Source organism: Cellulomonas sp. T2.31MG-18 (assembly GCF_964266755.1).
Lineage (GTDB): Bacteria > Actinomycetota > Actinomycetes > Actinomycetales > Cellulomonadaceae > Cellulomonas.
On the sequence record NZ_CAXWGW010000001.1, the window covers coordinates 60,184 to 85,717 of the forward strand.

27 protein-coding genes are annotated in these 25,534 nt (G+C 71.5%); 10 read left to right on the forward strand and 17 right to left on the reverse strand.

Features of this window, described 5'->3' with window-relative positions; all coding sequences use genetic code 11:
• Positions 1–26 precede the first annotated feature (26 nt).
• Positions 27–1,274, forward strand: coding sequence for an MFS transporter (locus ACFQTY_RS00255; protein WP_378095599.1), 1,248 nt, complete (start codon positions 27–29; stop codon positions 1,272–1,274).
• Between the two features lie 41 nt (positions 1,275–1,315).
• Here ACFQTY_RS00255 and ACFQTY_RS00260 read toward each other — a convergent pair whose 3' ends face one another.
• The 5 genes from ACFQTY_RS00260 to ACFQTY_RS00280 form a co-directional block, all read right to left on the reverse strand.
• Positions 1,316–2,119, reverse strand: coding sequence for a 2,3-bisphosphoglycerate-dependent phosphoglycerate mutase (locus ACFQTY_RS00260; RefSeq protein WP_378095602.1), 804 nt, complete (start codon positions 2,117–2,119; stop codon positions 1,316–1,318).
• Entirely contained in the window at positions 2,116–3,396 is a 1,281-nt protein-coding gene (gene eno, locus ACFQTY_RS00265; protein WP_378095605.1) for a phosphopyruvate hydratase, read from the reverse strand. Before eno ends, ACFQTY_RS00260 begins: the two co-directional genes overlap by 4 nt.
• A 251-nt stretch (positions 3,397–3,647) precedes the next feature.
• Positions 3,648–3,827 carry a hypothetical protein gene (locus tag ACFQTY_RS00270; RefSeq protein ID WP_378095608.1) on the reverse strand — a complete coding sequence of 60 codons (180 nt, stop codon included), beginning with the start codon at positions 3,825–3,827 and terminating at the stop codon, positions 3,648–3,650.
• 34 nt (positions 3,828–3,861) lie between these two features.
• Positions 3,862–4,521 carry a TetR/AcrR family transcriptional regulator gene (locus tag ACFQTY_RS00275; RefSeq protein WP_378095610.1) on the reverse strand — a complete coding sequence of 220 codons (660 nt, stop codon included), beginning with the start codon at positions 4,519–4,521 and terminating at the stop codon, positions 3,862–3,864.
• 65 nt (positions 4,522–4,586) lie between these two features.
• Positions 4,587–6,653 (reverse strand): MDR family MFS transporter, encoded by a 2,067-nt coding sequence (locus tag ACFQTY_RS00280; RefSeq protein ID WP_378095613.1) that lies wholly within the window; start codon positions 6,651–6,653, stop codon positions 4,587–4,589.
• 202 nt (positions 6,654–6,855) lie between these two features.
• On the opposite strand from ACFQTY_RS00280, the gene ACFQTY_RS00285 reads away from it, so the two are divergent.
• From ACFQTY_RS00285 to ACFQTY_RS00300, 4 genes are all read left to right on the forward strand, one after another.
• Complete coding sequence (locus ACFQTY_RS00285; RefSeq protein ID WP_378095616.1) at positions 6,856–7,935, forward strand: methyl-accepting chemotaxis protein; 1,080 nt, start codon at positions 6,856–6,858, stop codon at positions 7,933–7,935.
• 66 nt (positions 7,936–8,001) lie between these two features.
• Entirely contained in the window at positions 8,002–8,502 is a 501-nt protein-coding gene (locus ACFQTY_RS00290; protein ID WP_378095620.1) for a hypothetical protein, read from the forward strand.
• 225 nt (positions 8,503–8,727) lie between these two features.
• Positions 8,728–9,027 (forward strand): patatin-like phospholipase family protein, encoded by a 300-nt coding sequence (locus ACFQTY_RS00295; RefSeq protein WP_378095623.1) that lies wholly within the window; start codon positions 8,728–8,730, stop codon positions 9,025–9,027.
• A gap of 58 nt (positions 9,028–9,085) precedes the next feature.
• Positions 9,086–9,709 (forward strand): patatin-like phospholipase family protein, encoded by a 624-nt coding sequence (locus ACFQTY_RS00300; protein WP_378095626.1) that lies wholly within the window; start codon positions 9,086–9,088, stop codon positions 9,707–9,709.
• Between the two features lie 93 nt (positions 9,710–9,802).
• On the opposite strand, the gene ACFQTY_RS00305 is transcribed toward ACFQTY_RS00300, so the two are convergent.
• The 4 genes from ACFQTY_RS00305 to ACFQTY_RS00320 form a co-directional block, all read right to left on the reverse strand.
• Complete coding sequence (locus ACFQTY_RS00305) at positions 9,803–10,183, reverse strand: ATP-binding protein (RefSeq protein ID WP_378095628.1); 381 nt, start codon at positions 10,181–10,183, stop codon at positions 9,803–9,805.
• A 220-nt stretch (positions 10,184–10,403) separates the two neighbouring features.
• On the reverse strand, positions 10,404–11,174 hold the full coding sequence (locus tag ACFQTY_RS00310) for an ABC transporter permease (RefSeq protein WP_378095631.1): 771 nt from the start codon (positions 11,172–11,174) through the stop codon (positions 10,404–10,406).
• Positions 11,167–11,946: an ABC transporter ATP-binding protein gene (locus ACFQTY_RS00315; protein ID WP_378095634.1), complete on the reverse strand. Its 780-nt coding sequence runs from the start codon at positions 11,944–11,946 to the stop codon at positions 11,167–11,169. Before ACFQTY_RS00315 ends, ACFQTY_RS00310 begins: the two co-directional genes overlap by 8 nt.
• 251 nt (positions 11,947–12,197) lie before the next feature.
• On the reverse strand, positions 12,198–12,872 hold the full coding sequence (locus ACFQTY_RS00320; protein WP_378095638.1) for a nuclease-related domain-containing protein: 675 nt from the start codon (positions 12,870–12,872) through the stop codon (positions 12,198–12,200).
• Between the two features lie 545 nt (positions 12,873–13,417).
• Here ACFQTY_RS00320 and ACFQTY_RS00325 point away from each other — a divergent pair.
• Positions 13,418–14,371 carry an HNH endonuclease gene (locus ACFQTY_RS00325; protein ID WP_378095641.1) on the forward strand — a complete coding sequence of 318 codons (954 nt, stop codon included), beginning with the start codon at positions 13,418–13,420 and terminating at the stop codon, positions 14,369–14,371.
• 22 nt (positions 14,372–14,393) lie between these two features.
• Here the strand turns inward: ACFQTY_RS00325 and ACFQTY_RS00330 are convergent, their stop codons facing one another.
• Positions 14,394–14,771, reverse strand: coding sequence for a HEPN domain-containing protein (locus ACFQTY_RS00330; protein WP_378095644.1), 378 nt, complete (start codon positions 14,769–14,771; stop codon positions 14,394–14,396).
• A gap of 1 nt (position 14,772) precedes the next feature.
• Positions 14,773–15,399 (reverse strand): nucleotidyltransferase domain-containing protein, encoded by a 627-nt coding sequence (locus ACFQTY_RS00335; protein WP_378095647.1) that lies wholly within the window; start codon positions 15,397–15,399, stop codon positions 14,773–14,775.
• A 430-nt stretch (positions 15,400–15,829) separates the two neighbouring features.
• Between ACFQTY_RS00335 and ACFQTY_RS00340 the strand changes: the two genes are divergently transcribed.
• The 3 genes from ACFQTY_RS00340 (at position 15,830) to ACFQTY_RS00350 (ending at position 18,109) form a co-directional block, all read left to right on the forward strand.
• Positions 15,830–16,030 (forward strand): hypothetical protein, encoded by a 201-nt coding sequence (locus tag ACFQTY_RS00340; protein ID WP_378095650.1) that lies wholly within the window; start codon positions 15,830–15,832, stop codon positions 16,028–16,030.
• Entirely contained in the window at positions 16,027–16,551 is a 525-nt protein-coding gene (locus ACFQTY_RS00345; protein WP_378095653.1) for a hypothetical protein, read from the forward strand. The genes ACFQTY_RS00340 and ACFQTY_RS00345 overlap by 4 nt, the downstream gene beginning before the upstream one ends.
• A gap of 634 nt (positions 16,552–17,185) precedes the next feature.
• On the forward strand, positions 17,186–18,109 hold the full coding sequence (locus ACFQTY_RS00350; RefSeq protein WP_378095656.1) for a hypothetical protein: 924 nt from the start codon (positions 17,186–17,188) through the stop codon (positions 18,107–18,109).
• Positions 18,110–18,170: 61 nt separating this feature from the next.
• Here the strand turns inward: ACFQTY_RS00350 and ACFQTY_RS00355 are convergent, their stop codons facing one another.
• Together ACFQTY_RS00355 and ACFQTY_RS00360 are read right to left on the reverse strand one after the other, a co-directional pair.
• Complete coding sequence (locus ACFQTY_RS00355; protein WP_378095659.1) at positions 18,171–19,445, reverse strand: ATP-binding protein; 1,275 nt, start codon at positions 19,443–19,445, stop codon at positions 18,171–18,173.
• A gap of 152 nt (positions 19,446–19,597) precedes the next feature.
• Entirely contained in the window at positions 19,598–20,839 is a 1,242-nt protein-coding gene (locus ACFQTY_RS00360) for an ATP-binding protein (RefSeq protein WP_378095662.1), read from the reverse strand.
• A 144-nt stretch (positions 20,840–20,983) separates the two neighbouring features.
• On the opposite strand from ACFQTY_RS00360, the gene ACFQTY_RS00365 reads away from it, so the two are divergent.
• Positions 20,984–21,475, forward strand: coding sequence for a hypothetical protein (locus tag ACFQTY_RS00365; protein ID WP_378095665.1), 492 nt, complete (start codon positions 20,984–20,986; stop codon positions 21,473–21,475).
• 17 nt (positions 21,476–21,492) lie between these two features.
• On the opposite strand, the gene ACFQTY_RS00370 is transcribed toward ACFQTY_RS00365, so the two are convergent.
• The 4 genes from ACFQTY_RS00370 to ACFQTY_RS00385 form a co-directional block, all read right to left on the reverse strand.
• Complete coding sequence (locus tag ACFQTY_RS00370; protein ID WP_378095668.1) at positions 21,493–21,840, reverse strand: hypothetical protein; 348 nt, start codon at positions 21,838–21,840, stop codon at positions 21,493–21,495.
• 133 nt (positions 21,841–21,973) lie between these two features.
• Complete coding sequence (locus tag ACFQTY_RS00375; protein WP_378095671.1) at positions 21,974–22,810, reverse strand: nucleotidyl transferase AbiEii/AbiGii toxin family protein; 837 nt, start codon at positions 22,808–22,810, stop codon at positions 21,974–21,976.
• Positions 22,811–22,821: 11 nt separating this feature from the next.
• Positions 22,822–23,595: a hypothetical protein gene (locus ACFQTY_RS00380; protein WP_378095674.1), complete on the reverse strand. Its 774-nt coding sequence runs from the start codon at positions 23,593–23,595 to the stop codon at positions 22,822–22,824.
• 523 nt (positions 23,596–24,118) lie between these two features.
• Positions 24,119–25,408 carry a hypothetical protein gene (locus ACFQTY_RS00385; RefSeq protein WP_378095677.1) on the reverse strand — a complete coding sequence of 430 codons (1,290 nt, stop codon included), beginning with the start codon at positions 25,406–25,408 and terminating at the stop codon, positions 24,119–24,121.
• Positions 25,409–25,534: the final 126 nt, after the last annotated feature.

Consider the following 25,534-nt stretch of genomic DNA (forward strand, 5'->3'; position numbering starts at 1 on the left):
GGTCGGAAGGTCCGTAGCATCGCCGGATGCCCTCGCCCGTCGGACCCGTGCTGCGCAACGCCACCTACCGGCGGCTGCTGACCGCGCAGGTCGTCTCGCTGCTCGGCACCGGCCTGGCGACCGTCGCGCTCGGGCTGCTGGCGCACGACCTGGCGGGCCGACGCGCGGGCGCCGTGCTGGGCACCGTGTTCGCCATCAAGATGGTCGCCTACGTGGTGCTCGCACCGGTGGCGACCGCCCTGGTGGCCCGCCTGCCCCGGCGGTCGGTGATGGTCACCGCGGACGTGCTGCGGGCCGTCGTCGCCCTGGCGCTGCCGTTCGCCGGGCAGGTGTGGCAGATCTACGTGCTGGTGTTCGTGCTGCAGGCGGCGTCCGCCGTGCACACGCCGACGTTCCAGTCGGCGCTGCCCGACGTGGTGACCGACGAGCACGAGTACACCCAGGCGCTGTCGTTCTCCCGGCTGGCCGACGACCTGGAGATGGTGCTGTCCCCGATGCTGGCCGCTGCCCTGCTGCTGGTGGTGTCGACGCACACGCTGTTCGTCGGGACCGGGCTGGGGTTCGCCGCGTCGGCGGTGCTGATCCTGTCCGTCGTCGTCCCGCGCGCGGCCACCACCCCGGACGAGGGCACACCGTTCGAGGAGCTGCCGCTCGGCGCCCGCGTCCGCCACGGCGCCCTGCTGATGGCCCGCACCCCGGGCCTGCGTCCTGCGCTGGCACTGAACCTGGCCGTGGCGGCGGCGGGTGCGTTCGTCCTGGTGCAGACGGTGGTGATCGCCCGCGACACCTTCGGGCAGAGCAACGACGTGGTCGCACTGCTCCTGGCGGTCAACGGCCTCGGGTCGATGACGACCGCCCTGGCACTGCCGGCGGTGCTGCGCCGGCGGTCGGAACGCGCCGTGATGCTCGGCGGCGCCGTGCTGCTGACCGTGGCGACGTTCGCGGTGCCGCTCGCGCTCGGCATCCAGGCGCGGACGGCGGGACTGGTGACGGTCGGCGTGCTGTGGCTCGCCGTCGGCGCCGGCTGGGCGGCCGCGGAGGTGCCCATCGCGCGGCTGATCGTGCGGCACGTGCCCGCCGGCGAGCGGCACTCGGTGTTCGCCGCGCAGTTCTCCCTGTCGCACGCCTGCTGGCTGGTCACCTACCCGCTGGCCGGCTGGCTCGGCGCCGCGGGACTGCGGGGAGCGGCGCTGGTGCTCGCGGTGGTCGCCGCTGCGGCGACGGTCGGGGCCACGGCGCTGTGGCCCCGACGGCTGACTCCGCTCCCCGCCTGAGTCGCCGCCCGGCGCTCAGCCCCCGGGCTCAGCCTCCGGGCTCAGCCTCCGGGCTCAGCCTCCGGCGGCCGGCCGAGGTCCTCGACGTACTGCGCGGGGCCGACGACGTTCCCGTCGCCGCCGGTGGCGTACAGGAGCGGCTGGGCGGGCGTGACGCTGCCGTCGGCCAGGCTCTCGCCGGTCAACCCCTCGACGACGGCACGGAACGCACGCAGCGAGTCGCCGTGCGCCACGACCAGCACGCCGCGTCCCGCCGCGAGCGCCGGACGCACGATCTGCGTCCACACGGGCTCGACGCGGCCGATGACGTCTCGCAGCGACTCGCCGGCGACGAGTGCGGCGTCGTCCACGAGCTCGGCCGGCGGTCGCCACGGCCAGCCGGCCGCCTGCGCGACCGTCGCGGACGGCGGTCGACCGTCGACGGCGTAGCGCCACTCGAGGTAGGCGTCGTGGCCGTACCGCTCGAGCGCCCGGCGCTTGGCGAGCCCGGTGAGGCAGCCGAGACCGCGGGGCAGCAGCCGATCGTCCGTCAGCACCGCCTCGCGCGGCACCGCCAGGGTCCGTGCGACGACCTCGGCGGTTCGTGCCGCCCTGGCCAGCGGGGACGTGACGAGCAGGTCGACCTGGACGCCGTGCGCGGTGAGCATCGTCGCCGCCGCGGCAGCCTCGGCGATCCCCACCTCGGTCAGGTGCGGGTCGAGCAGGCCGGCGAACACCTGGCCGTCGTCCGCCTCGCTCTGCCCGTTGCGCAGCAGGACGAGCGTGCCGGGCGGGCGGCGGGTCTGCTCCCCCGCCGTCCGCCCGGGGCTCGGCCGGTCGTCCACCGGCTGGTCGGCCGCCGTCACCGGACCTCCGGGGTGATCAGGCCGTAGGGCATGGCCGGCTGGGCGGCGGCGATCTCCAGCAGCCGGTTGTACTTGGCGACGCGCTCGCCGCGGGCCGGTGCACCCGTCTTGAGCTGGCCGGTGCCGGTGGCCACCGCCAGGTCGGCGATGAAGGAGTCGCCGGTCTCGCCCGACCGGTGGGAGATCATCTGCGTGTACCCGGCCTCGCGGCAGATCCGCTGCGCCTCGAGCGTCTCGGTGACGGTGCCGATCTGGTTGAGCTTGATCAGCGCCGAGTTGCCGACCTTGCGGTCGATCGCCTCGGTGATGATCGCCGGGTTGGTGACGAAGATGTCGTCCCCCACCAGCTGCAGCCGGCCGCCGAGCCGGGCAGTCAGCTGCTGCCATCCGTCCCAGTCGCCCTCGGCCAGCCCGTCCTCCAGGGACCACAGCGGGAAGTCCGCGGCCATCTGCTCGTACCGGGCGATCATGTCTGCGCTGCTCAGCGTCTCGCCGGCGACGTGGTACGCGCCGTCGCGGTAGAACTCGCTGGCGGCCGGGTCGAGCGCGATCGCAACCCCGTCCATCCCGGCGGAGTACCCGGCGTCGACGATCGCCTGCACGATCACCGTCAGCACGTCCTCCGGCCGGGCGATGTTCGGGGCGAACCCACCCTCGTCCCCCAGACCCGTGCTCTCGCCGCGGTCCCGCAGCAGTGCCCGCAGCCGCCCGTACACCGCGGCGCCGGCGCGCACGGCCTCCGGGAACGACGGCGCACCGACCGGCGCGATCATGAACTCCTGGAAGTCCAGGTCGTTCGGCGCGTGCACGCCCCCGTTGAGCACGTTGAAGTGCGGCACGGGCAGCCGTGGCGTCACGCCGCCCGGCTGCAGCGACTGCCACAGCGGCTGCTCGCCGGCGAACGCCCGGGCCGCCGCCATCGACACGCCCACCAGGGCGTTCGCACCCAGCCGGGCCTTGGTCGGTGTGCCGTCCAGCTCGATCGTCGCCCGGTCCAGGTCCGCCAGGCTGTCCCACCCGCGGCCCAGCAACAGGTCCGCGATCTCCCCGTTCACGTTCGCGACCGCGTGGGTGACGCCCTTGCCGCCATACCGGGCGGCGTCGCCGTCACGCAGCTCGACGGCCTCCCGGGTGCCGGTCGAGGCGCCCGACGGCACCCCGGCCACCCACGACCGGCCGTCGTCGGTCACCAGGGTCACCTGCACCGTGGGGTTGCCCCGCGAGTCCAGGATCTCCAGCGCCGACACTGCCGTGAGCACAACACCCTGACGGGTCATCGTCTGTCCTTCCGCTACGCGCCGTCGAGACGGACACCGGCGCGGGCGGCCGGAGGACGAGAGGTCACGGCACGCCCGAACAGGCATCCCAGGGACCGTTGGCGGCCATGACGACCGCGGTTGAAGGTGAGCCCCACCACCGTGACGATCCCGACCCTACAGCGCACCGGCACCACGAGAAGGGCCGAGGTCGCGTCACTCCCAGCGGCGTCGCACGCTCGCCTTGGGGCCGGCCACCGGCGTCCTGGCCATCAGCGGCCGACCAGGAAGTGACCGACGCAGACGGCGGTCCACCCGGCGGCGAGCCAGCTCGAGGTGCGGAACCGACGCGCACGCTCCACCGAGATGCCCCAACGCTGCCCGTAGCGGCCGATGACCGCGTAGGTCACCGTGACGGTCGAGGCGACCACCGTCATCACCACCCAGAACATCGGCCCTCCGCTGCCGACGAGCTCGCGCCGGTGCTCAGCGCGCGGCGCCCGGCACCAGCGCCGGCGCGAGGTCGGCGGCGAAGGACTCCTGCGACTCCGCCCCGACCGCGACCAGGCGCGCCACGGTCTCCCGCAGCTCCCGCGCGGTCGGCGGGTGCGAGGTGTACCCGCCGTCGGCGTGCAGCAGCAGCGCCGCGAACACCAGCGCGACGGCCAGCCGGGCACGCTCCGGCGACGTGCGCTGCTCGGCGAGCTCGACGATGCGCTTGCGCAGGCTGACGGTCCACTGCTTCACCGCGGTCAGCAGGTCCGGCTCGAGGCGGATCAGCTCGCGCAGCCGCGGCAGGTCGTGGTCGTGCAGCTCGGCGGTGTCCGCGACCAGCACGCACACGTCGTCGACCAGGGCCCCGTGCGCCGCGAGGAAGCGCTCCTCGTCGTGCGCCGCGAGGGCGGTGTCCGGCAGGCCCAGCGCGGCCGCCGCCTTCGACGGGTAGTAGTTGAAGAAGGTCCGCTCGGACACGATCGCCTCGGCGCAGATGTCCGCCACCGTGACGTGCGGCAGGCCGCGCTCCATCACCAGCCGGCAGGCTGCGTCGTGGATCGCGTGGCGCGTCTGCTGCTTCTTCTGCTCCCGCAGCGAGCAGGGCCGGTCCGGTCCCGGTGCGGCCGGGACGGCCGTTGCTGGAAGGTTCACGGCGCCTCCTCCTCGTCGGGCCGGGCCGGCGGGGACCCCGGGGGCCGGGGTCCCGTCACGGGCGATCATGCCCGGTGCGTGTGCACGGTTCCGCCACCGGGTCCCGTCGGGGCCCCGGCGCCGACCGCCGCGTCGATCGCGTCGACCTCGAGGTCGTCGGCCGTGTGCAGCGCGTCGGCACGCTCCTGCAGCGCGGAGCGCTGCCGCAGCGGCGGCGTCTTGAAGAACCAGGTGAGGACGAAGGCCAGCAGCATCACGCTCAGGCCCACCCAGTACACGACCACCGCGGAGTCGTTGAACCCGGCAAGGAACGGCCTGGTCAGCCGCTTGTCGGCACCCTTGAGGAAGGACGTGTCCGCGGTGCTCGACGACGAGGTCGAGGGTGCCGACGAGCTCTTCAGCTTGTCGATCATCGTCGGCACCACCTTGCCGACCACCGCACCGCGCTGCGCCGCGTCGGTGTAGTCGACGGTGAGCTTGCCGCCGGCCACCGTGACGCCGGCCTGCTGGGCCGCCGCCGCGAGCGCCTTCTGCTCGGCCGCCGGCTTGGCCGCCGCGACCTGGGCGTCGATCACCGCCTGGGCACGGGCGGCCGGGACGGCACCGGCGGCGACCTGGGCCTGGACGGCGGCGGTCACCTGCTGCGTGACGGCCGCGTCGGCGGCCTGCGTCGCGGCGGCGGTGCCCTGGTCGAGCCCCGTCTGCACCTGCGCCTTCACCGGGGTGACGATCGGGTTCCAGATCTGGTTCATCACGCCCTGGTTGGCCGGTGCGGAGGCGACCGACGGGGTCAGGGCGGCGTCCAGGGCGCTGGTCAGGTCGGCCGTGTTCTGCATCGCACCGCTGACCTTGGTCGGCATCAGCGCGAACAGCACCGACAGCAGCACCGCCGTACCGAGCGTGCCGCCGATCTGGCGGAAGAACGTCGCCGAGCTCGTGGCGACGCCCATGTCCGTCACGTCCACGGCGTTCTGGGTCGCCAGCGTGAGGGACTGCATCAGCTGGCCGAAGCCGAGCCCGATGAAGAACATCGCCATCATCAGGAACCACAGCGGCCGGTCGACGGTCATGAACGTCAGCACCAGGTAGCCACCGGCGGTCACCAGCGTCCCGGTGATCGGGAAGATGCGGTACTTGCCGGTGCGCGCGATCGCCTGGCCGGACCCGACCGAGGCGATCATCAGGCCGCCGACCATGGGCAGCGTCGCGAAGCCCGACTCGGTGGGCGTCAGGCCGGTGACCAGCTGCAGGTACAGCGGCAGGGTCAGCATCGCGCCGAACATGCCGAAGCCGACCAGGAAGCCCAGCACGGTCGACATGGAGAACGTCGACGACCGGAACAGGCGCAGCGGGATGATCGCGTCCGCCTTCATGATCGTCTCGGCGACGAAGAAGGCGATGAGCCCCACCACGCCGATCACGTAGCAGGTGATCGCGGAGGCCGAGGTCCAGCCCCACTCACGGCCCTGCTCGGCGACCAGCAGCAGCGGGACCAGGGTGACGACGACGGCGGACGCGCCCCACCAGTCGATGCGCGGCGCCGTGGTCTTGTGGAACTTCGGCAGGTGCAGGAACGCGAGCACCATGAACATCGCCCCGACGCCGACGGGCACGTTGATCAGGAACACCCAGCGCCAGCCGGCGATCCACAGGATCTGCGACGCGTCCGCGAACACGCCGCCGATCAGCGGGCCGACGACGGCGGAGACACCGAACACGGCCAGGAAGAAGCCCTGGTACTTGGCGCGCTCCCGCGGCGCCAGCATGTCGCCCATGATCGCCAGCGGCACGGACATCAGCGCGCCCGCGCCGATGCCCTGGAAGGCCCGGAACGCGGCCAGCATGATCATCGAGGTCGAGAACGACGACAGGAACGACCCGAGGATGAAGACGGTCAGGCCGAAGATGTACAGCGGCCGCCGGCCGAAGATGTCCGAGAGCTTGCCGTAGATCGGCGTCGCGATGGTCGAGGTGATCAGGTACGCCGTCGTCACCCACGCCTGCTGGTTCAGGCCGTGCAGGTCGTCGCCGATGGTGCGGATCGCCGTGCCGACCACCGTCTGGTCGAGCGACGACAGGAACATGCCCGCCATGAGCGCGTAGATCACCAGCATGATCTGGCGCTGGGTCATGACGGGGGCCGCAGACGTGCCTGCGGGCCGTGCGGGAGCTGCGTGGGGCACGACGGGACCGACTCTCTCGTGGGCTGGGAGCCCGCTCACCGCGGGATCACCGCGTTGCAGGCCGTGCAACTTTACACACTCTGCAACTTCTCAGCACCCATCGTGTGCTGCCGATAGGCGAAGCAGAGGTCACGCCTACCGAAAGGTCGCCATGTTCCGCCGCCGGTCCCGCGCCACGTCGTCGTCGAACGGGTTCGATGCCCAGTTCATCCGCGCGGGCGCGTTCGACGTGTTCCTCGCTGCGCCAGCCGCCATCCTGGTGACGGATGCGGAAGGCAAGATCGTCGCCCGCAACCGGGCGGCCGACGCCCTGGCCGCTCGCGTGGCTGCGGAGCGCGGCGATGCGGTGATGCCGGCGCTGCGCAAGGAGCTCGCCTCGATCATCGCCCACGAGCGGTCCTTCCCCGTCACCCGGGTGGTCACCGTCGAGGAGGCCGGACGTCGTGCGTCGGCGCGCACCACGGTGGACCGTCTGGCCGACGGGTTCGTCGTCGTGTGGGCCGACGACACCGAGGCGACCGAGAACCTCCGGGTCACCAAGTCGGTGGCCGGAGAGCTGTTCAGCTCCTCCGGCTCGCTGACCGAGCTGAGCGACCAGATCGCCGCCGTGTCCGCGGACGTCTCCAACCGCGCGGACGCCGTCGCGGCCGGCTCGCAGCAGATGTCCGCCAGCATCCGGGAGATCGCCGTCGGCGCCGCCGCCGCCTCGAAGGGCACGGCCAACGCCGTCCGGATCGCCGGGGTGGCCAACGAGCGCCTGGCCAAGCTGGGCGAGTCGAGCGACCGGATCGGCGCCGTGACCAAGCTGATCTCCGCGATCGCCGACCAGACCAACCTGCTCGCGCTGAACGCGACGATCGAGGCCGCCCGCGCCGGCGAGGCCGGCAAGGGGTTCGCCGTGGTGGCCAACGAGGTCAAGGACCTGACCGGCCGCACCCGGACCGCCGCGGCGGAGATCACCGAGATGATCGGCGCCATCCAGGCGGACAGCACGGACGCCGAGAAGGCGATCACGGACATCCTGAAACTGATCAACGAGATCGAGCTGCAGCAGGCGGCGCTCGCCAGCGCCGTCGAGGAGCAGACCGCCGTGGCCAGCGAGATGAGCTCCGGGGTGGCCGCGGTCGCCGACGGCGCCACCAGCTCGGCCCACGTCAGCGCCCTGCTGCGGGAGTCGGCCGGCGTGGTGGCGACCAACGCCGCCCAGCTGGACTCCCTGGTCACCGCATAGGGACGGCCCTCGACCGGGGCGATCCGTCCCCCGGCAGGATGCCGCCGGCCGGTGCAGGCTCGGACCATGCGCACGCAGCACGTCGCCCGCACCGCCCTGCTCCTCACCGCGGTGTCGCTCGCGTCCGGGTGCGCGGTCGTCGACGTCCAGGCCAACCCGGCCAGCTACCCCATCGGCCTGCGTCTGGTCACCTCGTCCGCCCCCGGCCCGTGCAGCGCACCGCCCCTCACCGCGGACGTCGCCGGCACCGCCTGCGACCTGGCGGGCAGCACCACCTACGTGCTCGGCCCGCCGCTGGCCACCCTCACGCCGAGATCGGTGGCCCGGCAGAGCCCAGCGGCCGGCCCGTCCGTCGTCGCCACGTTCGGCCCCACGGACACCACCACGCTGCGCGACGTCACCACCGGTCAGGTGAACAAGCAGGTGGCGGTGCTCCGGGACGGCAAGGTCGTCGCCGCTCCCGTGATCAAGGCCCCGATCACCAACGGTTCCGTGACCTTCTCCTTCTCGACGGCGGCGCAGGCGGACGACGCCGCGACGGCGCTCGGTGCGACGTCCGCGCGGTGAACCCGAATTCGATGGACGGGAGTCCCCGCCGGCGGCGATAGTGGGCGCGCGGTCCGTGGACCGCGTCGTCGGCGCGTGGACATCCCGACGGCGGCGACCGACCGGTAGCAGGTGACACCCATGGCGGCAGTACCCGCATCGGGTGCTCCTTCGAGGTCGGCGACCGCACAGCTGCGCTAGTCGTTCCGGGAGCGCCCGCCAGGCATCTCCCGAGAGGCGACTCCCATGAACGCACCTTTCTCTTCCTCTTCCTCCTCCTCGTCCCCCCGTCCGTCGGCTGGCGGGCGGGCGCTCGTCGTCGCCGGCGGCGGCGCGGCCGGCAACGCCTGGGCGATCGGTGTCATCGCCGGGCTTGCCGACGCCGGCGTCGACGTCACGGCGGCCGACCTGATCGTCGGGACGTCGTCCGGCGCCACCGTCGCGGCGCAGATCACCGGTGGCCCCCGGCCGGCGGAGCTCTACTCCGCCATCGTCGACGCGCCACCTCTCCCGGACGCGCGCCCGCACCGGGACCGTTCCCGGTAACGGCGCGGGCGCCGGGAACGGTCCCCGGAACAGCGCGGGCCACGGCCCTGCCCGGGGTGTGTCCGGCGCCGGCTACCTCGCCTGGTCCGACGAGGTGATCGCGTCCGCAGCGGACGCCGCGGACATGCGCCGCCGGATGGGCGCCGCGGCGCTCCGGCGGGACGCGTCCGACGGAGCGGCGGGCGCGCGGTGGCGCGACGTCGTCGCCAGCCGGCTGCCGAGCACCGAGTGGCCGCAGCAGCGGGTGCTGCTGGTGGCCGTGGACGCCCGTACCGGCGAACCCGTGGCGCTCGACCGGGACAGCGGCGTGGACCTGGTGGACGCCGTCGCCGCCAGCACGTCGGCGATGCTGCCGTACCCGATCGGTGACCGCCGCTACCTCAACGGCGGCTACCGGCGCAGCGAGAACGCCGACCTCGCCGCGGGGTACGGGCGGGTGCTGGTCCTCTCACCCTTCGGGGGCCGGTCCCGCATGCCGGCCGCGTGGCGGATGGACCTCGCCTCGCAGGTGGAGGAGCTGCGCGCGGGTGGCAGCGAGGTGGAGACGGTGTTCCCCGATGCGGGCGCCGGTGACGTGTTCGACGCCAACGCCCTCGACCCGTCGACCCGCCTGCAGGCCGCGCGAGGAGGCCACGACCAGGGACGACGCCTCGCCGAACGGCTGCGCACGTTCTGGGTCTAGGTCCGCGGGCGGCCCGGGGCCGACGGGTTCCGGGCCGCCAGGACCTCTCGGCGGCCGGCACGTCGATGATCGAGCGGGGGCGACGCCTCCGGATCAGTCGGCGCAGGCGACGTGGAACCACACCGTCTTGGCCCCGCCGCGCCCGCTGTCGACGCCCCACGCGGCCGCCAGGCGGTCGATCAGCATGACGCCGCGCCCGCCGAGCGCCCACGGCTCCACGTCCCGGACCACCGGCCGACCACGGCTCTGGTCCGTGACCGCCACCCGCCACTGCCCGCGCACCTGCGACACCGCGACGGTCACCGTCCCGCGGTCCGGCCCGTGCCGGACCGCGTTGGTCACCGCCTCGGTGGTCAGCAGGGCGATCGTGCTGACGCAGGCCTCCGGGCAGCCGGCACGACGAGCCCACGCCACCACCCACCGGCGGGTGGTGGGGATGCCGTCGAGGGCGGCCGTGAAGCTCAGCGAGTCCACGACCCGTCTCCCCGTCTGCAGGCGGTCGGGACACCCGCACGGCTCCCCACCGACGACCGTGCCCGGGCGCGCCGGTCCCCCGGCGTGTCCCCCCGCACACGAGCCATCGATCGATCATGGCCCGCCCGCGCCGTCCGCACCTCTTGAGGACACGGATGCATCCTGAGGGCCCTGCCTGCGGCGACGCGCTCGGGTGCGTCCGTCCGTGCCTCGTCGGGACTCAGCGGACCGTCCAGCGGAACCACCGGACGCCGATGAACCCGAACACCACGGCGTAGCCGACCGACGCGACCAGCCCGATCACCTGGTCGGAGCCCCAACCGACGCTGCCGGTGGCGGCGCTGAAGAGGTTGGACAGGCCGCCGACGGGCGTCCAGCCGGCGATCGTCTTGAACGTGGTCCCCAGCAGGCCGGAGGAGCCGACGAGGCCGACGACGAGCAGCAGCGCGAACAGCACCCGGCTGAACGCGTTCACCTGGCCCGAGGTGGTGGTCAGGCCGACGATCGCCTGCCCGATCGCCAGGAACACCGCCGCGCCCAGCAGCGAGACCACCAGGACCAGGAGCCAGTTCGAGAGGCTGAACGTGAGGTGGTGGCGCACGCCGCCGAGGCCGAGGACCACCAGCGACATGACCAGCGAGAGCACCAGCTGGACGACGATCCGGCTCACCGAGACCGTCCACATCGGCACGGGCGTCACGCGCATCCGCTGGAACACGCCCGACTCGCGGTCACGCGCGACGGCCATCGGGTAGCCGAACAGGCCCGACGCCATCAGCCCGTACGTGATCGCCAGGCCGATCAGGTACCCCGGATCGAGCACCTGCCGTCGCCCGCTGCCGGCACCGGTGATGAACAGCATCGCGACCGGCAGCACGATCGACAGCAGCAGCGCCTGCCGGTTGCGCAGCAGCACGGTGGCGTCGGCGCGCAGCAGCGTGCGCATCGCCAGGCCGATCGGCGGCGGCTTCAGGAGGGTCGTCTCAGTCACGGATCTCGTCCCCCGTCAGGCCGATGAACACGTCCTCGAGCGTGACGTCGCCGTGCGCCGCGCGCAGCACCCGTGGGTCGGTGCGGTGCTGGTCGATCAGCTCCGCGGGGGTGCCCAGAGCGACGAGCCGGCCGTGGTCGATGATGGCGACCCGATCACAGACGGCCGAGGCCTCCTCCATCGAGTGGGTGGTCAGCAGGATCGAGCCGCCCTCGCCGCGCGCCCGCTCGATCTGCGACCACAGCTGGCGCCGAGCCTGCGGGTCCAGCCCGGACGTCGGCTCGTCGAGCAGGAGCAGCGGCGGGTCGTGCAGCATCGCGACGAGCAGCGAGAAGCGCTGCTGCTGGCCGCCGGACGTCTGCTTGTAGCGCTTGCCCGCCTCGTCCGCCAGGCCTGCCCGACGCAGCCGCTGGCTCAGCTCGTCGGCGGACAGCGTGAGCCCGTAGAGCCCTGAGTACAGGCGCAGGATCTCGGTGAGCGTCAGCTCTGCCTGGAAGCTCGACGCCTGCAGCTGCACGCCGATGAGGGCACGGACCGCCAGCGGCTCGCTCGTCGCGACGTGGCCCACGACCTTCACCGCCCCGGCCGCGGGGTGCAGCAGCCCCTCGATCGCCGAGAGGGTGCTCGTCTTGCCCGCGCCGTTCGGCCCGAGCAGCCCGAAGATCTCACCGCGCCCGACGCTGAGGCTCAGACCGTCGACGGCGGTGTACGACCCGTACCGCACGACGAGACCGTCGACCTCGAGGATCGGAGCACCTGCCGCGTCAGCCACAGGCCTACCTCTCTCGCCCCCACCGGAACTGACCGGCGAAATCGTGGCGCCACAGCCTGTGAATTCCCCGAGAGCCGAGAAGGTGGCGGTCGGCCTCCCCAGCGCAGGAGCCGGGCCCGCCTCGGCCGCTTGGCCGTCGATGGGGGCGCGATCTCGGTGGTGGGCGCCGAGGATGGCACGGCCTCGGCGGGACCGTCAGACGTCGGATGCCACCAGCGGTTGCGCCAGGCGTCCAGGGACTGCGAAGTTGCTCAGCGCTGAGGCCGCCACGTGGTCGAGCGCCGCGCCGCCTCGAAGATGGCGTCGACCGCCGCCTCCCCCAGAAGGTCGGGCCGGCGGCGTAGCCACGGGGCCAGCGCCATCCGGTTGACGACGACGACGTCCGCGGGCTGCTGCTTGATGGTGAGGTCGTCGGCACCAACGGGGACGACGATCCCGGTGACGTCGACCGGGAACCCGCAGGCCGCGGTCAGGTAGCGGCCGGCGCGACGCGCCTCGTGCCGGGAGTTGCGGATGTACGGCTGCTGCTGGCCGTTCACGCGGAAGGCGTTGTCCCGGACCCAGATGCGCGCGCCGGGGTGGTGCTTGGCGTTCAGGCTGAACACCCCGCCCGGACCGATGACCAGGTGGTCGATGTCCGACCCGTTCTCCCCGACCGGGATGGCATGCACGAACCTCCAACGCGGGTCCCTCTTCGCCAGCTTGGCGAGCCGTGCCGCGACCTTCTCCTCGCCGTCGGCGCCGATGCGCCACGACCGCTCGTCGGTGTGGAGGCCGAACACTCGGGCGACGAAGGTCCGGACCGGCGCGGCCTGCTTCAGGGCCACAGCCTGCTGCCTGGCCATCTCACCGGCGCGATGAGCAGCGAGGTCCTCCCACATCGGCGGGGCTCCCGGCGGTGACGAGACGACGGGTGACGGGGACACCGGATCAGGCGAGACGGGTGCGAACTGGACCGCGGACCTGGACACGTGCTCGTCACTGGCCTGGGGTGCGACGCCCGGATCACCTGCCGACGGCACAGCCGGTGCCACCGCCGGCGCCGGCGCATCGGGCGCGTCCGGACGCCAGCCATCGAGCGCCCGACGCAGAGCCCCTAGGTGCTCGGGGGTGTCCGGATGATCGTCCCCGGTCAGAAGGTCCCGCCAGCCGACGGGAAGCCCGTCACCGTCGTGGACGTAGAGCCTGTCCTTGCCGTACCGACGCCAGCGCCGAACCTGCCACTCGCCCATGAGTGCCGTATCGGCGCAGCCGACATCTGACACGAGGCCCTGTCGGTGCCGGAGTTCCCGGCCTCGATCGTTGCGTCGCCGGAAGCTTGACCAGCGGCCGAATTCGGAGCCGCTGGGCGCTGTGCACTCGGAAGGGAGCGCGTCAAAGGGTCGATTTGGCGGCGGTCTGCCTTGCCTACCGACGGCGTTGTCTGGTGAGCTCAGCGCGAACCATCCGCTCTCGATGAGAAAGCCGGACTGTGCTGAACGCATGGAGCTGCTACTCGGCAGCTCGCGAGGAGCTCCTCGGCCATGCGTACGACGACACGCTGGGCTCTCGGTACGCCTACGACTCCAACGTGGTCAATCACGCGGGAATTGGTGTCGGCGACATCGTGGTCATGCGCGACCGCTGGCTCGTTTTCGGATGGGGCGTCGTCACGAGCATCGCAGCTGCACGGGACACGAAGCCGATGCTCAGATGTCCCGTGTGCAGCCGCGCCGGTCAGAAGCCTCGTCTGCACGCGAACCCGGCCTACCACTGCCCGCACTGCAAGGCAGAGTTCGCCGAGCCGATCCAGGCGCAGATGGACGTGACGACCTACGTCGCCGCATACGAATCGACGTGGACGCCGTTCACCTCTCCGGCTCCGACCCGCGCCCTCGATCGCGTCTACGCGGGTCGAGACCGCCAGAACGCGATCCGCCGTCTCGACGTCGACCGCGCACTGCAGCTCGTCCAGTTCCACGGTGGCGTCGAATCAGCATTCCGCGTGATGACCCTGACGGCCGAACAGCCGATCCCGAGTGGACGGATCGACGCGTTCTACGCCCGCAGGATCGGCCAAGGCCAGTTCCGGGATGCTCTTCTGGAGCGGTTCGACTCTGTCTGTGCCGTGACCGGTCCGCAGCCAGAAGCAGTGCTGGACGCGGCCCACCTGGCGTCGTTCGCGGAGTTCGAGCGACACGACCGCGATGCAGGCCTGCTGCTGCGCGCCGACGTCCACAGGCTGTTCGACCGTCTGCTTCTCACCATCGACCCCGCGCCCTGGACCACACACGTGGCACCGGGCCTCATCGCTCGGTACCGACACCTGGAGGCCCTCGACGGTGTCCAGGTCAACATCGCGCCGCGAGTTCGCCCAAGTAGCGATCTGCTGGCCCTGCACCACTCCTCTGCGCGGGATCGCTGGCGGGAGCTGGCGTTGAACTGACGGGCCGCTGCCGAGCGGGCAGTCAGGAGCCCGTGACGTCCCGGGCGGCGTCGACCATGCGGGTCGCCCACTCGACCGCCTTCGCCGCGTCGGTCCGACTGATCGGTCGCGCCTGGTACTGCGCCGCCGTCTTGAGCCCGAGGAGCCTGCGAAAGGTGTGCTCGAGCGCCTTTCCCGCGGGTCCGGCGCCGGCCAGCTCGGGCACCGCAGAGCGGTGGTCCTCGGCCTTGCCGGTTCGTCCGGTGAGCTGGAGACAGATGGCGTCCTTGGCGTTGATCCCAGCGAGCACGGCCGATGACGCCGCAGCGGTGTGGAGCTCGAGCTCGAGCTCCAGGCCCGCGGCCTCGAGGAATTCCCGGGCCTTGCGGAGGTGGTTGAGTGCGTCGTCCCGGGCACCCATCTCAGGCTGCCTTCGGAGCTGGTACCACGGCGAGCGATCCGACGATGGCCCGCCCGTCGCGGCGGATCTCGCTGAGAAGGCGTTCTCCGGCAGACGCCATGGCGCGCAGATCCGCTCGGGACCGATCGAGGATCTCGCAGGGGTTGCCCGTCCAGCGCGGTACCGCGAGCCCGAGGGCGGTCAGGTTGCGCTGCCAGTTGGCGTCGTCCTCATCCACTGTCGCCGGGCGCACGACGAGTAGGTCGACATCGCTAGCGCTGCCCCCGTCGCCGCGAGCGGTCGAGCCGTAAACGATGATCGCTTCGGGCGGATGGCTCCATCCCGCCGCATGCTCGGAGATCCGCTCCCACAACAGGCTGCGGAGGGTGGCGAGCTCCTCCACTGCGCGGGCAGCGAGGTGCTCGCGGTTGAGCGTGAACAGCGACGCAGATCCTGCCTGGACCCGATCGACCAGACCTGCCTCGGCGAGGTCCGTCAGGATGCGCGCTACGCGGGGCTGGGAGACTCGCGGGCGAGTGAGGTCGGCGATCGCTCGGCCGGTGAGCGGCGTGGACGTCGACGCCAGGACCACGAGCACGGGACCGTGAGCTGACGGCACGACGTCAGCGATCGGGTTCGAGACATCCATCGTCCACTCCAGGTGAGTCCCCAACTACTCGTGCGATAACCATAGTTCTCACACGAGAACTACCGCACTCCGCGAGTAAGGGCTCCGATCGTCGCTGCCACGCGGCCTCACCAGTCTCCGAAGCGTGACCACCTCTGTGCGTCGGGAGACCTGCCCTGCCCGGTTCGCCTGATCGCGTGACTGTGAGCCCCGGGGCGCCCGTTCCTTGGGGCGTTCGGGGCTCACGTGCCGGTGGATGGTGGGACGGTTCGCGTGATGTCCCGGGGCGTACCGGGACACCACGCGAACAGGGGGCGGCGATGGTGCGACGGACAGCGGTAGCAGTCGGAGGGGTGATCCTCACGGTGCTGGTCGCCGTGGTGATCTTCGCGTCGCTCAAGGTCGGCCGGTGAGTGCACCGAACGGATCCGCCGGCGCGCAGCCTCTAGCGATGAACCAAGGCTTCGCGCTGGTCTTCGAGCAGGAGTCCGCGCGGCAGCTTCTCGCCCACGGGGTCCACGTACTAGCCGACTCGGACTACAGCGGGACTGTGCTCGATCCCGTGCTCACCGTCTGGTCCATCGGTGTCGAAAAACTGCTGAAGGTGTCGGTCTCGGCATGGTTGGCGACGACCACGCGTGGCCCGACATGAAGAAGCTGTACTCCCACAACCTCGTCAAGCTCGACGCGGATCTCCGCGTGCGGGTTCACCGGTGGCTCGACACCCAGCAGGAAGTCGACTACGTCGCCCGTCTTGTGCGTCGGGTCGACGACGATCCTGTGTGGCCGGTCCTGCTGGACTGCCTGCACCTGTACGCGAACGCGGGCAGGTTCCATCGGCTCGATGAACTAGCGCAGGCGCGGGCTGACCGGCAGGACCCCAAGGGCTTATGGGGAACAGTCGAGACCGCGGCGCTGGGGGAGGATCCGGAGTTCGCTGATCGGTTCTACGCGACGATCACCAACGGGCCCATTGACGGCCACAGGGCAGCGGCGCGCCAGCTCCACGGGGTCATCGCCAGCTCGCTGGTCGGGTGGTGGTTCATGGTCACCCGCGTTGCGCGGTTCGGCGCGCTCGGCGAGACGGGGCGCCAGTTCGGCGCAGACTGCGAGCCGGCGAACGCCCTGCCGGAAGTGCGATTCGACGACGAGACTGGTCAGCTGCTGCGCTGAACTACTTCATTCGGCAGCACGCCTCGCCGCACAACCCGGGCGCCTCGGTGACATCGGAGGCGACGTTGCTGGTGTCCATCTGCAAGTCCCCGCCGCCGTCGACCACGTCGGCGACCTGCTGGAACGGTGGAAAACGATGGAGCGGGTGACGGGAATCGAACCCGCGCTCTCAGCTTGGGAAGCTCACCCAGGAGGGGTTTCGGACGTTCAAGACCGGGTAAAACTGCTGGTCAGACGAGTGCGACTCTACACCGAGATGCACCCGTGGGGCCCTCTGGGAACCCCCTTAAGGCACGTAAAGGCATGCCTTAAGGGGCTGACCGCATGGTGTTTCCGGCCCGCGGCAGGGTCGTGGCCTGCAGGTTCGTCGGCGCTTGCGCGGCCTGGAGTGCGAGCTGCAGCACTCGGTCAGGCACTGAGGCCGTCCTCGTGGTGCCTTGCCACGGCCAGCCGCGGTGCTCGCCCGCGCCAGCGCACAGGGATATTCCGGCGATCTGTCGTCCCCAGGAGCTGCGGATTGACCGATTCGGACGCTCCTCAACGGCTCGTTTTCCAGTGCCTCACCGATCGTCGCCGCGCCGGGCGGAGGACCTTTGGACGGTGCGCCCGCCGCGCGCTCCGACACGCTTGAGTCGTGCCGACGAAGACACCCCCCGCCCAGGCCGCGCTCCGCCAGAAGAAGGGGGCGACCCCGGCGGTCGAACGAGACGCAGCCTCACCCTGGTGGGCCGCAGCCGCGGCGGCGGCCACCGTCGGGATGATCGCGAGCGGCATCGGGCTGGCCAGCGTCCACGCGATCTACGGCCAGGAGACGCGTTCGTTCGTCGACCAAGCCATCGCCCAGGACCTGGTCAACCTCGTCGTGGCCGGCCCGGCCACCCTCCTGCTGGCGTGGCTGGCCTGGCGCGGATCCGTGCGGGCGCACCTGCTGTGGACCGGCGTGCTGACCTTCACCGTCTACAACTACGTGATCTACACGATGTCGATCCACGTGGGGCCGCTCTTCCTGGCCTGGGTCGCGGTGCTCGGCCTGACCTTCTTCTCCCTCGTCGGAGGCCTGCGCGCGGCCCGCCCACCCGTGGTGGCCGCCACTCTCGCCGGCGCCCCGCGCCGGGTGGTGGGCTGGTACCTGATCGTCATTGCGGCGGTGTTCACCATACTGTGGCTCTCCGACATCGTCCCGGCCGTCCTCGCGGGCCGGCCGCCGACGGGCGCCGCCGACCTGGCACTGCCCTCGAACCCGGTGCACGTCCTGGACCTGGCGGTGTTCCTGCCCGCAGTCCTGGCCATCGGCCGCCTCGTCCTGCTGCGCCGCCCGCTCGGGCTGGCGCTCGCGCCGGCCGCCACCGTCTTCCTCGTGATGACGGGCCTGCCGATCCTCGTCACCCCGCTGGTGACGGCCGCCCGCGGCGGAGAGCCCGCGTGGTCGGTCATGGGGCCGGTCGGCGTCATCACCGCAGTCGGTGTCGCCGTGCTCATCGTCTTGCTGCGGCCCCGACCTGGGGTGGCGCCATCGGGCAGGGGCCGAGTCGTCACCACGGGAGCCCGGAAGAGCTGAGCCCGCCGATCGGCAGCCCACCTCCAGGCCGGCGGTGTGATTCGTCAGATCGACGACGGCCTCAGGTGCCGAGCAGTGCGGCCGGGATCACGGCGATCCCGTCGGGGCGGCGGTAGGCCGCTGGTCCGGTGGTGATCACCGCCGCGTCGAGGAGGTCGTCGCCGACCTGTCCCTTGAGCCACTTCAGGTGCCGGACGTCGTCGCCGGTCGGAACCGGCGCGAGGTTGACCTCGAGCGCCACCATGCGCCCGTCGTCGCGGGTGACGACGAGGTCGACCTCGTGGTCACCGCGCTGCGTGCGCAGGTGGCTGACCCGTGCACCGGCATGAGCGGCGTAGACCTGGAGGGACAGCGTCACCAGCCCCTCGAAGAGGGCGCCGAGCAGCGTGCCGTCCCGGGGAATCAGTGGGCCGTCGGGGCTCGGAGAGCTCACGAGCGCCGCCGCGTTCACCCCGAGGAGCCGAGCGGCGAAGGCCGGGTCGGCGAGGTGATGCTTGGGCGCCTGCCCAAGAGACGCGATCGGGGACCTCGTTCCGGTCCACGCGGGCACCTCGTCCAGCAGCCACAAACGCTCGAGGGTGTCGCGGTAGCCGATCGTCGTCGTCTTGGCCGGTTTGTCGCTCTGCCCGGCTGTCGCGGCATCCATGATCGAGTTGTAGGAGGCGGTCGTGGCGGTCGCTGCCGCGTAGGCCGTGAGCCACCGGCGCAGGGTCGCGGGGCGGCGCACGACGTGGCCGAGCTCGGGGAAGTCACGATCGACGATCGCCTCCACGTAGCCGCCGAGGGCGTCGGGGCGCACGTCGTCGTCGAGCGCACGGATCCCGGGCATGCCGCTGCGCACGATCTCGTCGGCGTAGTCGCACAGGTTCAGTGTGCTGGCCCCGGCGACGGCCGACCTCTCCCCGGAGAGCAAGCTGGCGAGCGAGACGGCCGGCTCGACGAGGCCGCGCTCGGCCAGCGACATGGGACGCATCCGCACCCGCACGATCCGCCCGGCCCCGGTGTGCGTCGGAGCGGAGGTCGGCGTCGCGGAGCCGGTGAGCAGGAACGATCCGGGAGGTGCCCCGCCGTCAACGGCACGCCGCACCTGGTCCCAGACCGCGGGGTACAGCTGCCACTCGTCGACCAGCACCGGCCGGTCCACCGCCGTCAGTCGCCCGCTGTCAGCCTCAAGAAGGGCCCGCTCGAGCGGATCGTCGAGGGCCAGAACCGTTGCTGCACGCCGGGTCGCAGTGGCCGTCTTGCCCACTGCCTTGGGGCCGTCGATCACGACCGCTGGGAGCCCCGCCAGGAAGCGGTCCAGCTGCCCGTCTAGGACGCGGGTGGTGTACGGCACGCGTGAACACTACCGTTGCGCCGAGTCAAACGCTACCGTTCTGCGTGTCCAAAGGCTACCGATCCTACGGGGGCGAGGCGCCGCATTCCGCTGATCATGTGAGTGCTGTTCCGACCGCAGGTGAGCGGCCACGGTGTCCTTCGACGATCGTGTCAGGGGCCGAGGTCCAGGATCGAGGTGACGACGACGCCGTCCGGCCGACGGTAGGACGGGCCGGTGGCTGTCACGACGGCAAGGGCTGAGGGCGGAGTTCGCATCCGCTCAGCGAGCCGGAGCATCCCGGACGCGGCCCCGTCGACGATCTCCGCACGGCCCGACAGCTTGACCTCGACCCCCATCCAACGATCGCCGCGGACGACGACCGCGTCGAGCTCGGCAGCGGTGTCCTGGTACGCGAACACCCGAGCGTCGATCGCCTGGGCGTAGATCGACAGGTCACGGAACACGAGGCTCTCGAACAGCTGCCCGAAGGTCTCCGGGTCTGCCACCAGCGCCTCGGGAGTGGCGCCCAGGGCGGCCGCCGCGAGGGACGGGTCGACCAGGTGTCGCTTGGGGGCCCGCCGCACCTGGGCCGACGAGCGCATGTGCTGGCCCCACGCCGGCTGCTCGACGTACAGCCATAGTCGGGCGAGGGCGTCCAGGTAGCTGTCCAAGGTCCGCGGGGCGAGGTTCTGCCCGTCACCGGTGATATCTGCCTGCAGGGTGCGGTTGGTCACGTAGGTTCCGGCGTTGCGGGCGAGCGCGAAGATCAGCGCGCTGACCTTGCGAGGGTCCCGGCGGACACCGTCGAGTGTGACGATGTCGGCGCCGGCGATCGTCGCCAGGTAGTCGCGGTTGGCGTTGATCGCATCGCCGAGCTCCCGCTCGAGGTTCCCCGGCCAGCCCCCGCGGCACAGGAGCTGTGCGACACCGAGCAGGTCCAGGTCGCTCCCCGCGCTGCTGGCGGCCTCACCGTCGAGCAGAGCCCGAAGGGACACCTCCCCGCTGGAACGCTGCTGCTCGAGCAGCGACATCGGCATCATCCGGACTCGCGAGAACCGCCCGGCGCCCGTGTGCCGCGTGACGTCGTCGGTCGGGGTCGCGGACCCCGTGAGGATGAACTGCCCGCTCGCCTGACGCTCGTCGACCGAGTGACGCACCGCGTTCCAGACCTCCGGAACCAGCTGCCACTCGTCGATCAGCCGAGGCGTCTCTCCAGCGAGCAGCAGGCCGGGGTCGACCTGACCGGCCACGCGCAGCTGCGGCGACGCGTCGAGACGCACGAGGCTCGCCGCCTGCTGGCGCGCCGTGGTCGTCTTGCCGCACGCCTTGGGACCCTCGAGGACCACGGCACCCGCGGAGCGAAGGCCGCGGGTGAGCTGGTCGTCGACGAGCCTCGGGAGATAGGCGGGCATAGTCACCTCAGATGCCGATAATAGTTGCACTCCGAGCACACAGTACCGCGTGCGTCGCACACGGGTGTCGCTATGCGGGAGACAGGATGCTGGCCCCCGCGTGGTTCGCCACTACGTGCGCACACCGCGGATGGCGAGCTGCCGGTGAACCGCGAGCACGTCCGGCGCGTCGCCCACCGGCACGACGCCTCGAACGTGCGGGCCTTCGGGTCAGTCGCTGCCCGTCCTCGTTCCCGCTGGCGGACGGCGGCGGTCGCGGCGCTGGTCGTCGTGCCGGTGAACTTCACTCCTGGGTGCAACCAGGTAGGAGGCGAGGGGACGTTCAAGGTCTGCGGGCAGGCGCTCCTCACGGCACCCGACATGCCGCTCGTGTGGGACGTCAGCGCCGGGCCATCGCAGATCCACGACGGGGGCCTGGTGCTGCTGCGTCTCACGCAGGACTGCGCGAAGGGCGTCGACGTCACTGTGGTCCCGGCCACGGCCGCGCAGGTGACGGCGCGGGCGAAGGCCGACGACGGGCGAACGGCCGGGATGGTCCTTTCCCCCACGGTGCACCAGTTCCGGCTCGTGAGCCAGCCTGCCACCGGGAGCCCGTACTCCGTCGAGATCGACGACTCGACGCGGTCCCCTTCCTGAGTCCGACCCGCTGCGGCTCAGGCGCGGGGCATGACCGGGGCGGTGCGGCAGGCCAGGATGTCGTGCGCCAGCGCGGTCAGCCGTAGCTTCGCGGCGCGTGAGGATCTTAAGATCATGTCCCCGCGCACCGTGACGACGACGTCCTCCTCGCGACCGTCGACGAGCGTGGTCCGCAGGCCCAGGACCCGCCGGCCACGGTAGTCCCGGATGTCATCGGCCACCTTCACGTCGACGATCTGCGACCACGGATGCTCGACGACCCTGACGACCGCGCCGTCCCGGTGCCGCGCCCACAGCTCGATGCCCGCCGGGCCGTACGCCAACGTCGCATTGACCTGGGGGACGCTGGGGCCGAAGACGCGCAAGATGCTGAACTGGAAGTGCCGCGGATGGTTCGGGTCGACGTCGGCGAGCTCGCGAAGCGCGACGTTGCCGGCCGTGGCCGTCGCGCGCGTAGGTGGTCCAGCGGGGGCCCCACGCGGACCGGCTGACGGTGGCTCAGCTTGATGGCAACTCGGCGTCGAGCGCCGCCAACGCTTGGAGTGCTGCGCCGACGGCGTCCTGCGCGAGGACGGCCTCCTCCGTCTCGTCTCCGTCGAGCTGGCGCTGCCGTGCGTAGTGCTTTGCACCGTCTGCCCCGCTGAGCGCGTTCAGCGCCGCCCGAAGGGTGGCCCGATGGTCGGAGTGCGGGTGGTCGGGCATCGCGGCGAGCGCGGCCACGATGGCGGCAGCCGGTCCGCCCGCTGAGTTGTGCAGCAGCACGTACGCGAAGTCGTAGAAGTCCCGCGGTTCGCGTCGGTGGTGCACCGCAGCCGCCTTGGCGTGGATGTAGCCCCCGAGACTGGCGAAGCGGACCTGGACCGGCGCACCAGCCGGGCGTCCCACGATCGCGGCCTCCTCGGCCGGGACCGGGAGTGTTCGAGCGACCGGCTGCGTGAGCGCCGGGGCGGGACCCGCGATGTTCTGGGCCGCGACGTTCGAGGCGCCCGGCAACGCCAGCTCCTGGCCAGGACTGTCCGGCGCGTCGCACAGCACGTCGAGCCGCACCGGAACCCCGTCGACGTCCGCGTACCAGATCCACGGGCGACCGTCTGTGGCCGGCGTGAAGCCAGCCTCATGAAGACCTCGCTCGAGCCAGCCGAAGTCGAGGTCGTCGCGGTCGTAGACCAGGCCGACCTCGACCAGGAGGTCGATGTCGTTGGTGCCCTGGTGCGGGATATCGGCGTCGGTCAGCAGGTCGGCGTTGAGGCCGCCGATCACGCAGAGCGACTCCGTGTGCTCGCCGATCGCGCATGCCAGCCGGATGAGGGCGCGCTCCGCGAGGTCGCGGGTCAACGGGGACCTCACTAGAAGCCGATCCGCGTGCGCCGCAGGTGGTCCGCGGCCTCGTCGCTGCGGACGGTCTGCGAGGCGAGGATGTCCCCGTACAACCGGATGCTGCCCACCTCGGGATCCTCGGGCGTCCACCACGGGCTGCGCTCCATGAGGCCGAGGGCCGCGCGAGACGCCGGGAAGACGACCACGCGCGCACCGGAGTCCACCTCTCGCAGCCCGGCAGTGTTGAACGCCGCCGTTCGCCGCCCAGGGTCCACGCACACGTCCTCGGCGAGATAGAGCTCGATCACCGGTACGGACGTGAGGAACGGCGCCCGACGCTCCAGGGCCACGCCACCGGTCAGCGCCCACGAGCCTCGCGGCCACGAACGCGCGACGTCGGCGAGCCACGCGGTGCTGTCGCGGATCAGGGCATGTGCTGCGATCCCCTGCGGTCGCGAGCCCGGGTACCAGTGCGCCCACGCGCTCAGCAGAGAACCAGGGTCGACGAGCTCGCGCACGGTCGTTGCACCGCGCTCGCCGCCGCTCTTGGCTGTCCAGCCCATGGCGTCGAACCCACGGAGCGTGCGGGAGATGAAGGGACCCGATACCCCTGTCTGGTTGGCGAGCGCGGCGATCTTCGGCAGCTCGGTCCGCTCGGAACTGGCGCTGCCCGCGATCGGCTCGAGCAGGGCCTCGGCGAGGAGGCCGACCGCCGGTGACCACCGCACCTCCGTCTTGGGCCTGGCGGTGGCGCGCTTGTCAGCCTTGCCGGGGTCACTGAGCCGAATCAGCAGACCGGGCACGTCGATTGCAGCGCTGCCTGTCTCGTCAGCCCATGCGACACCGTCTCGACTCAGTGCCTCCCGGACGGTGCTCGAAAGCTTCTGACCCACCACAACCGGGACGCCATGGACGGTTGCTGACTCCCACGCCTGTGAACGGCGCAGGCGATCGACATCCGTAGGCCAACCCGCACCCGCCCACAACGGCCTGAGAACGGCAGTGCGAGCCTGGTAGTGCAGCAGCAGCTCACCCGACGGGGACCGATCGACCGCGATGGCCGATCCCAGGGCGTCATGCAGCAGTGCCGCAAGGGCGTCCGACGCCCGACGAGACGCGGTCGTCGTCCACTGCTTATTAACCGCCACCATGTCATGAACCATACTGGTTAATTAGGGGCATGCAACCAGCAGACGCGCGGTCAAGGTCACCCAGAGCACCGGCACTGGGGGCAACCCGGCCAGCCCGACGATGCAGATCACGATGTAGATGAAGATGACTAGTCTGCGCTGACCTTCTGGGCTCTTCCCCAGGGGCCGCAAGTCTTCAAGCGCTGGGAGTGGCGAGCGCTGTCAACGTCGCGCCGCACGGATCGTGTCCCGCCGCTAGGAGCGCCTGGTCCGCATCGTGCAGTTCTTTCAGCCGGGCGCGGGTGACGATGAGGCCGCGCCACAGGTAAGCACCTGCGCCGGCCAGGGCGAGGCCGAGAATCACGAAGCATGCACTTACATAGATGCCGACGGAGCCTGTGCGGCCCGGCTTGATCACGCCCACGATGGCGGTCATGGCCGGGATGGCAATGAGCCACACCACTAGAGCCCATGCACGGGACCGGCGGGCGGCTGCGAACGTCCGACGTTCGCTCTTGGTCAGGTCCTCGAGCGCTGCGGCTCGACGTGAAGGGATGCCGCGCCACAGGTAGACACCCCAGGCGATCGTGGCGGCGGCCATCGACAGCGCTGCGATGCTCAGCGTGACGTATTGCCCTTCGACGATGTCGGCACCAAGCAACAAGAGGAAGAAGCCGAGCACCCACAGCACGACGCTCACGGGCAGCAGCCGCCGTGGAGCAACGAACGGTTCGCCATACTCCGCCCGCCAGGCGGCCCGCCGCTGAGCTTCCTGAGCGCGGCGCGCCGCATCCGTCTGGGCCGTGCGCACCCGGACATCGGCCGCGAGCCCCTCACCGTGGTTTGCCTGCGGCGTACGTCGGGCCGGGTGCGTGGCCGATGCAGACACGGGCACGACCGGCTGCTTTGTCCATTGTGCAGTCCCGTCAGCCAGCGGGTGGGCGGTGGGTCCCGGCGTTTGACCGGTCCACTGCCGCAACGGCGCGGCAACGGACGGGACGGCAACGCCGGACTGCGGGTGAGGCACGAGCGCGGCGGCGGGCGCGGGCACCCAGTCGGTACGAGGGACGGCCAAAGGCGCCGACAGAGGTCGCGGTTCTTGCGGCATCCACTGTGCCGACGGCCCGGCTGGCAACTGGGCGGCTGACGCTGGAGCCGTGCTAGCCGGAAGCGCCAGACGCACACCCGCCGCCTGAGCCGCTGCACGACGTTCGGCTGAGATGCGACGCGTCAGGCGGACGGCGGCCACGATCAACACGACGACGCCGAGTGCGATGAGCACCACCCACCAGTAGACGATGACGAGCGCGATGAGCGTGACAAACAGGAATGTGATCCCGGCCCCGCCGGATCCGGCGCTGGCTCGCGAGCGGCGGCCGGTGCCGGCATACGCGGAGAACGGCCCGATGCCAGAGCTGACGCCAATCCCACGGCTGCCGACGTGCACCCGTGCGACGCGCGGCCCGAGACGGAGATGCACACCCATGCGATGACCCCCTGATGAGGCGGTACGCACCGCCAGGGGAAGCATGCCCGGCGCGCCGGCTCTGCATTCGCTGGCTGCTGGGTGAACTGGAGATCGCCAGCGTCAGCGCCCATCGGTCGCAGATGA

Excerpts from the sequence above, each read along its gene's own strand:
- ACFQTY_RS00345 (WP_378095653.1), top strand. The coding sequence starts at position 16,027 with ATGAAGAAGCTGTACTCCCACAACCTCGTCAAGCTCGACGCGGATCTC.
- ACFQTY_RS00280 (WP_378095613.1), bottom strand. The coding sequence starts at position 6,653 with ATGACCCAGCGCCAGATCATGCTGGTGATCTACGCGCTCATGGCGGGC.
- ACFQTY_RS00270 (WP_378095608.1), bottom strand. The coding sequence starts at position 3,827 with ATGTTCTGGGTGGTGATGACGGTGGTCGCCTCGACCGTCACGGTGACC.
- ACFQTY_RS00340 (WP_378095650.1), top strand. The coding sequence starts at position 15,830 with ATGAACCAAGGCTTCGCGCTGGTCTTCGAGCAGGAGTCCGCGCGGCAG.
- ACFQTY_RS00255 (WP_378095599.1), top strand. The coding sequence starts at position 27 with ATGCCCTCGCCCGTCGGACCCGTGCTGCGCAACGCCACCTACCGGCGG.
- ACFQTY_RS00290 (WP_378095620.1), top strand. The coding sequence starts at position 8,002 with ATGCGCACGCAGCACGTCGCCCGCACCGCCCTGCTCCTCACCGCGGTG.
- ACFQTY_RS00360 (WP_378095662.1), bottom strand. The coding sequence starts at position 20,839 with ATGCCCGCCTATCTCCCGAGGCTCGTCGACGACCAGCTCACCCGCGGC.
- ACFQTY_RS00295 (WP_378095623.1), top strand. The coding sequence starts at position 8,728 with ATGAACGCACCTTTCTCTTCCTCTTCCTCCTCCTCGTCCCCCCGTCCG.
- ACFQTY_RS00330 (WP_378095644.1), bottom strand. The coding sequence starts at position 14,771 with ATGGGTGCCCGGGACGACGCACTCAACCACCTCCGCAAGGCCCGGGAA.
- eno (WP_378095605.1), bottom strand. The coding sequence starts at position 3,396 with ATGACCCGTCAGGGTGTTGTGCTCACGGCAGTGTCGGCGCTGGAGATC.
- ACFQTY_RS00335 (WP_378095647.1), bottom strand. The coding sequence starts at position 15,399 with ATGGATGTCTCGAACCCGATCGCTGACGTCGTGCCGTCAGCTCACGGT.
- ACFQTY_RS00385 (WP_378095677.1), bottom strand. The coding sequence starts at position 25,408 with ATGGGTGTGCATCTCCGTCTCGGGCCGCGCGTCGCACGGGTGCACGTC.
- ACFQTY_RS00285 (WP_378095616.1), top strand. The coding sequence starts at position 6,856 with ATGTTCCGCCGCCGGTCCCGCGCCACGTCGTCGTCGAACGGGTTCGAT.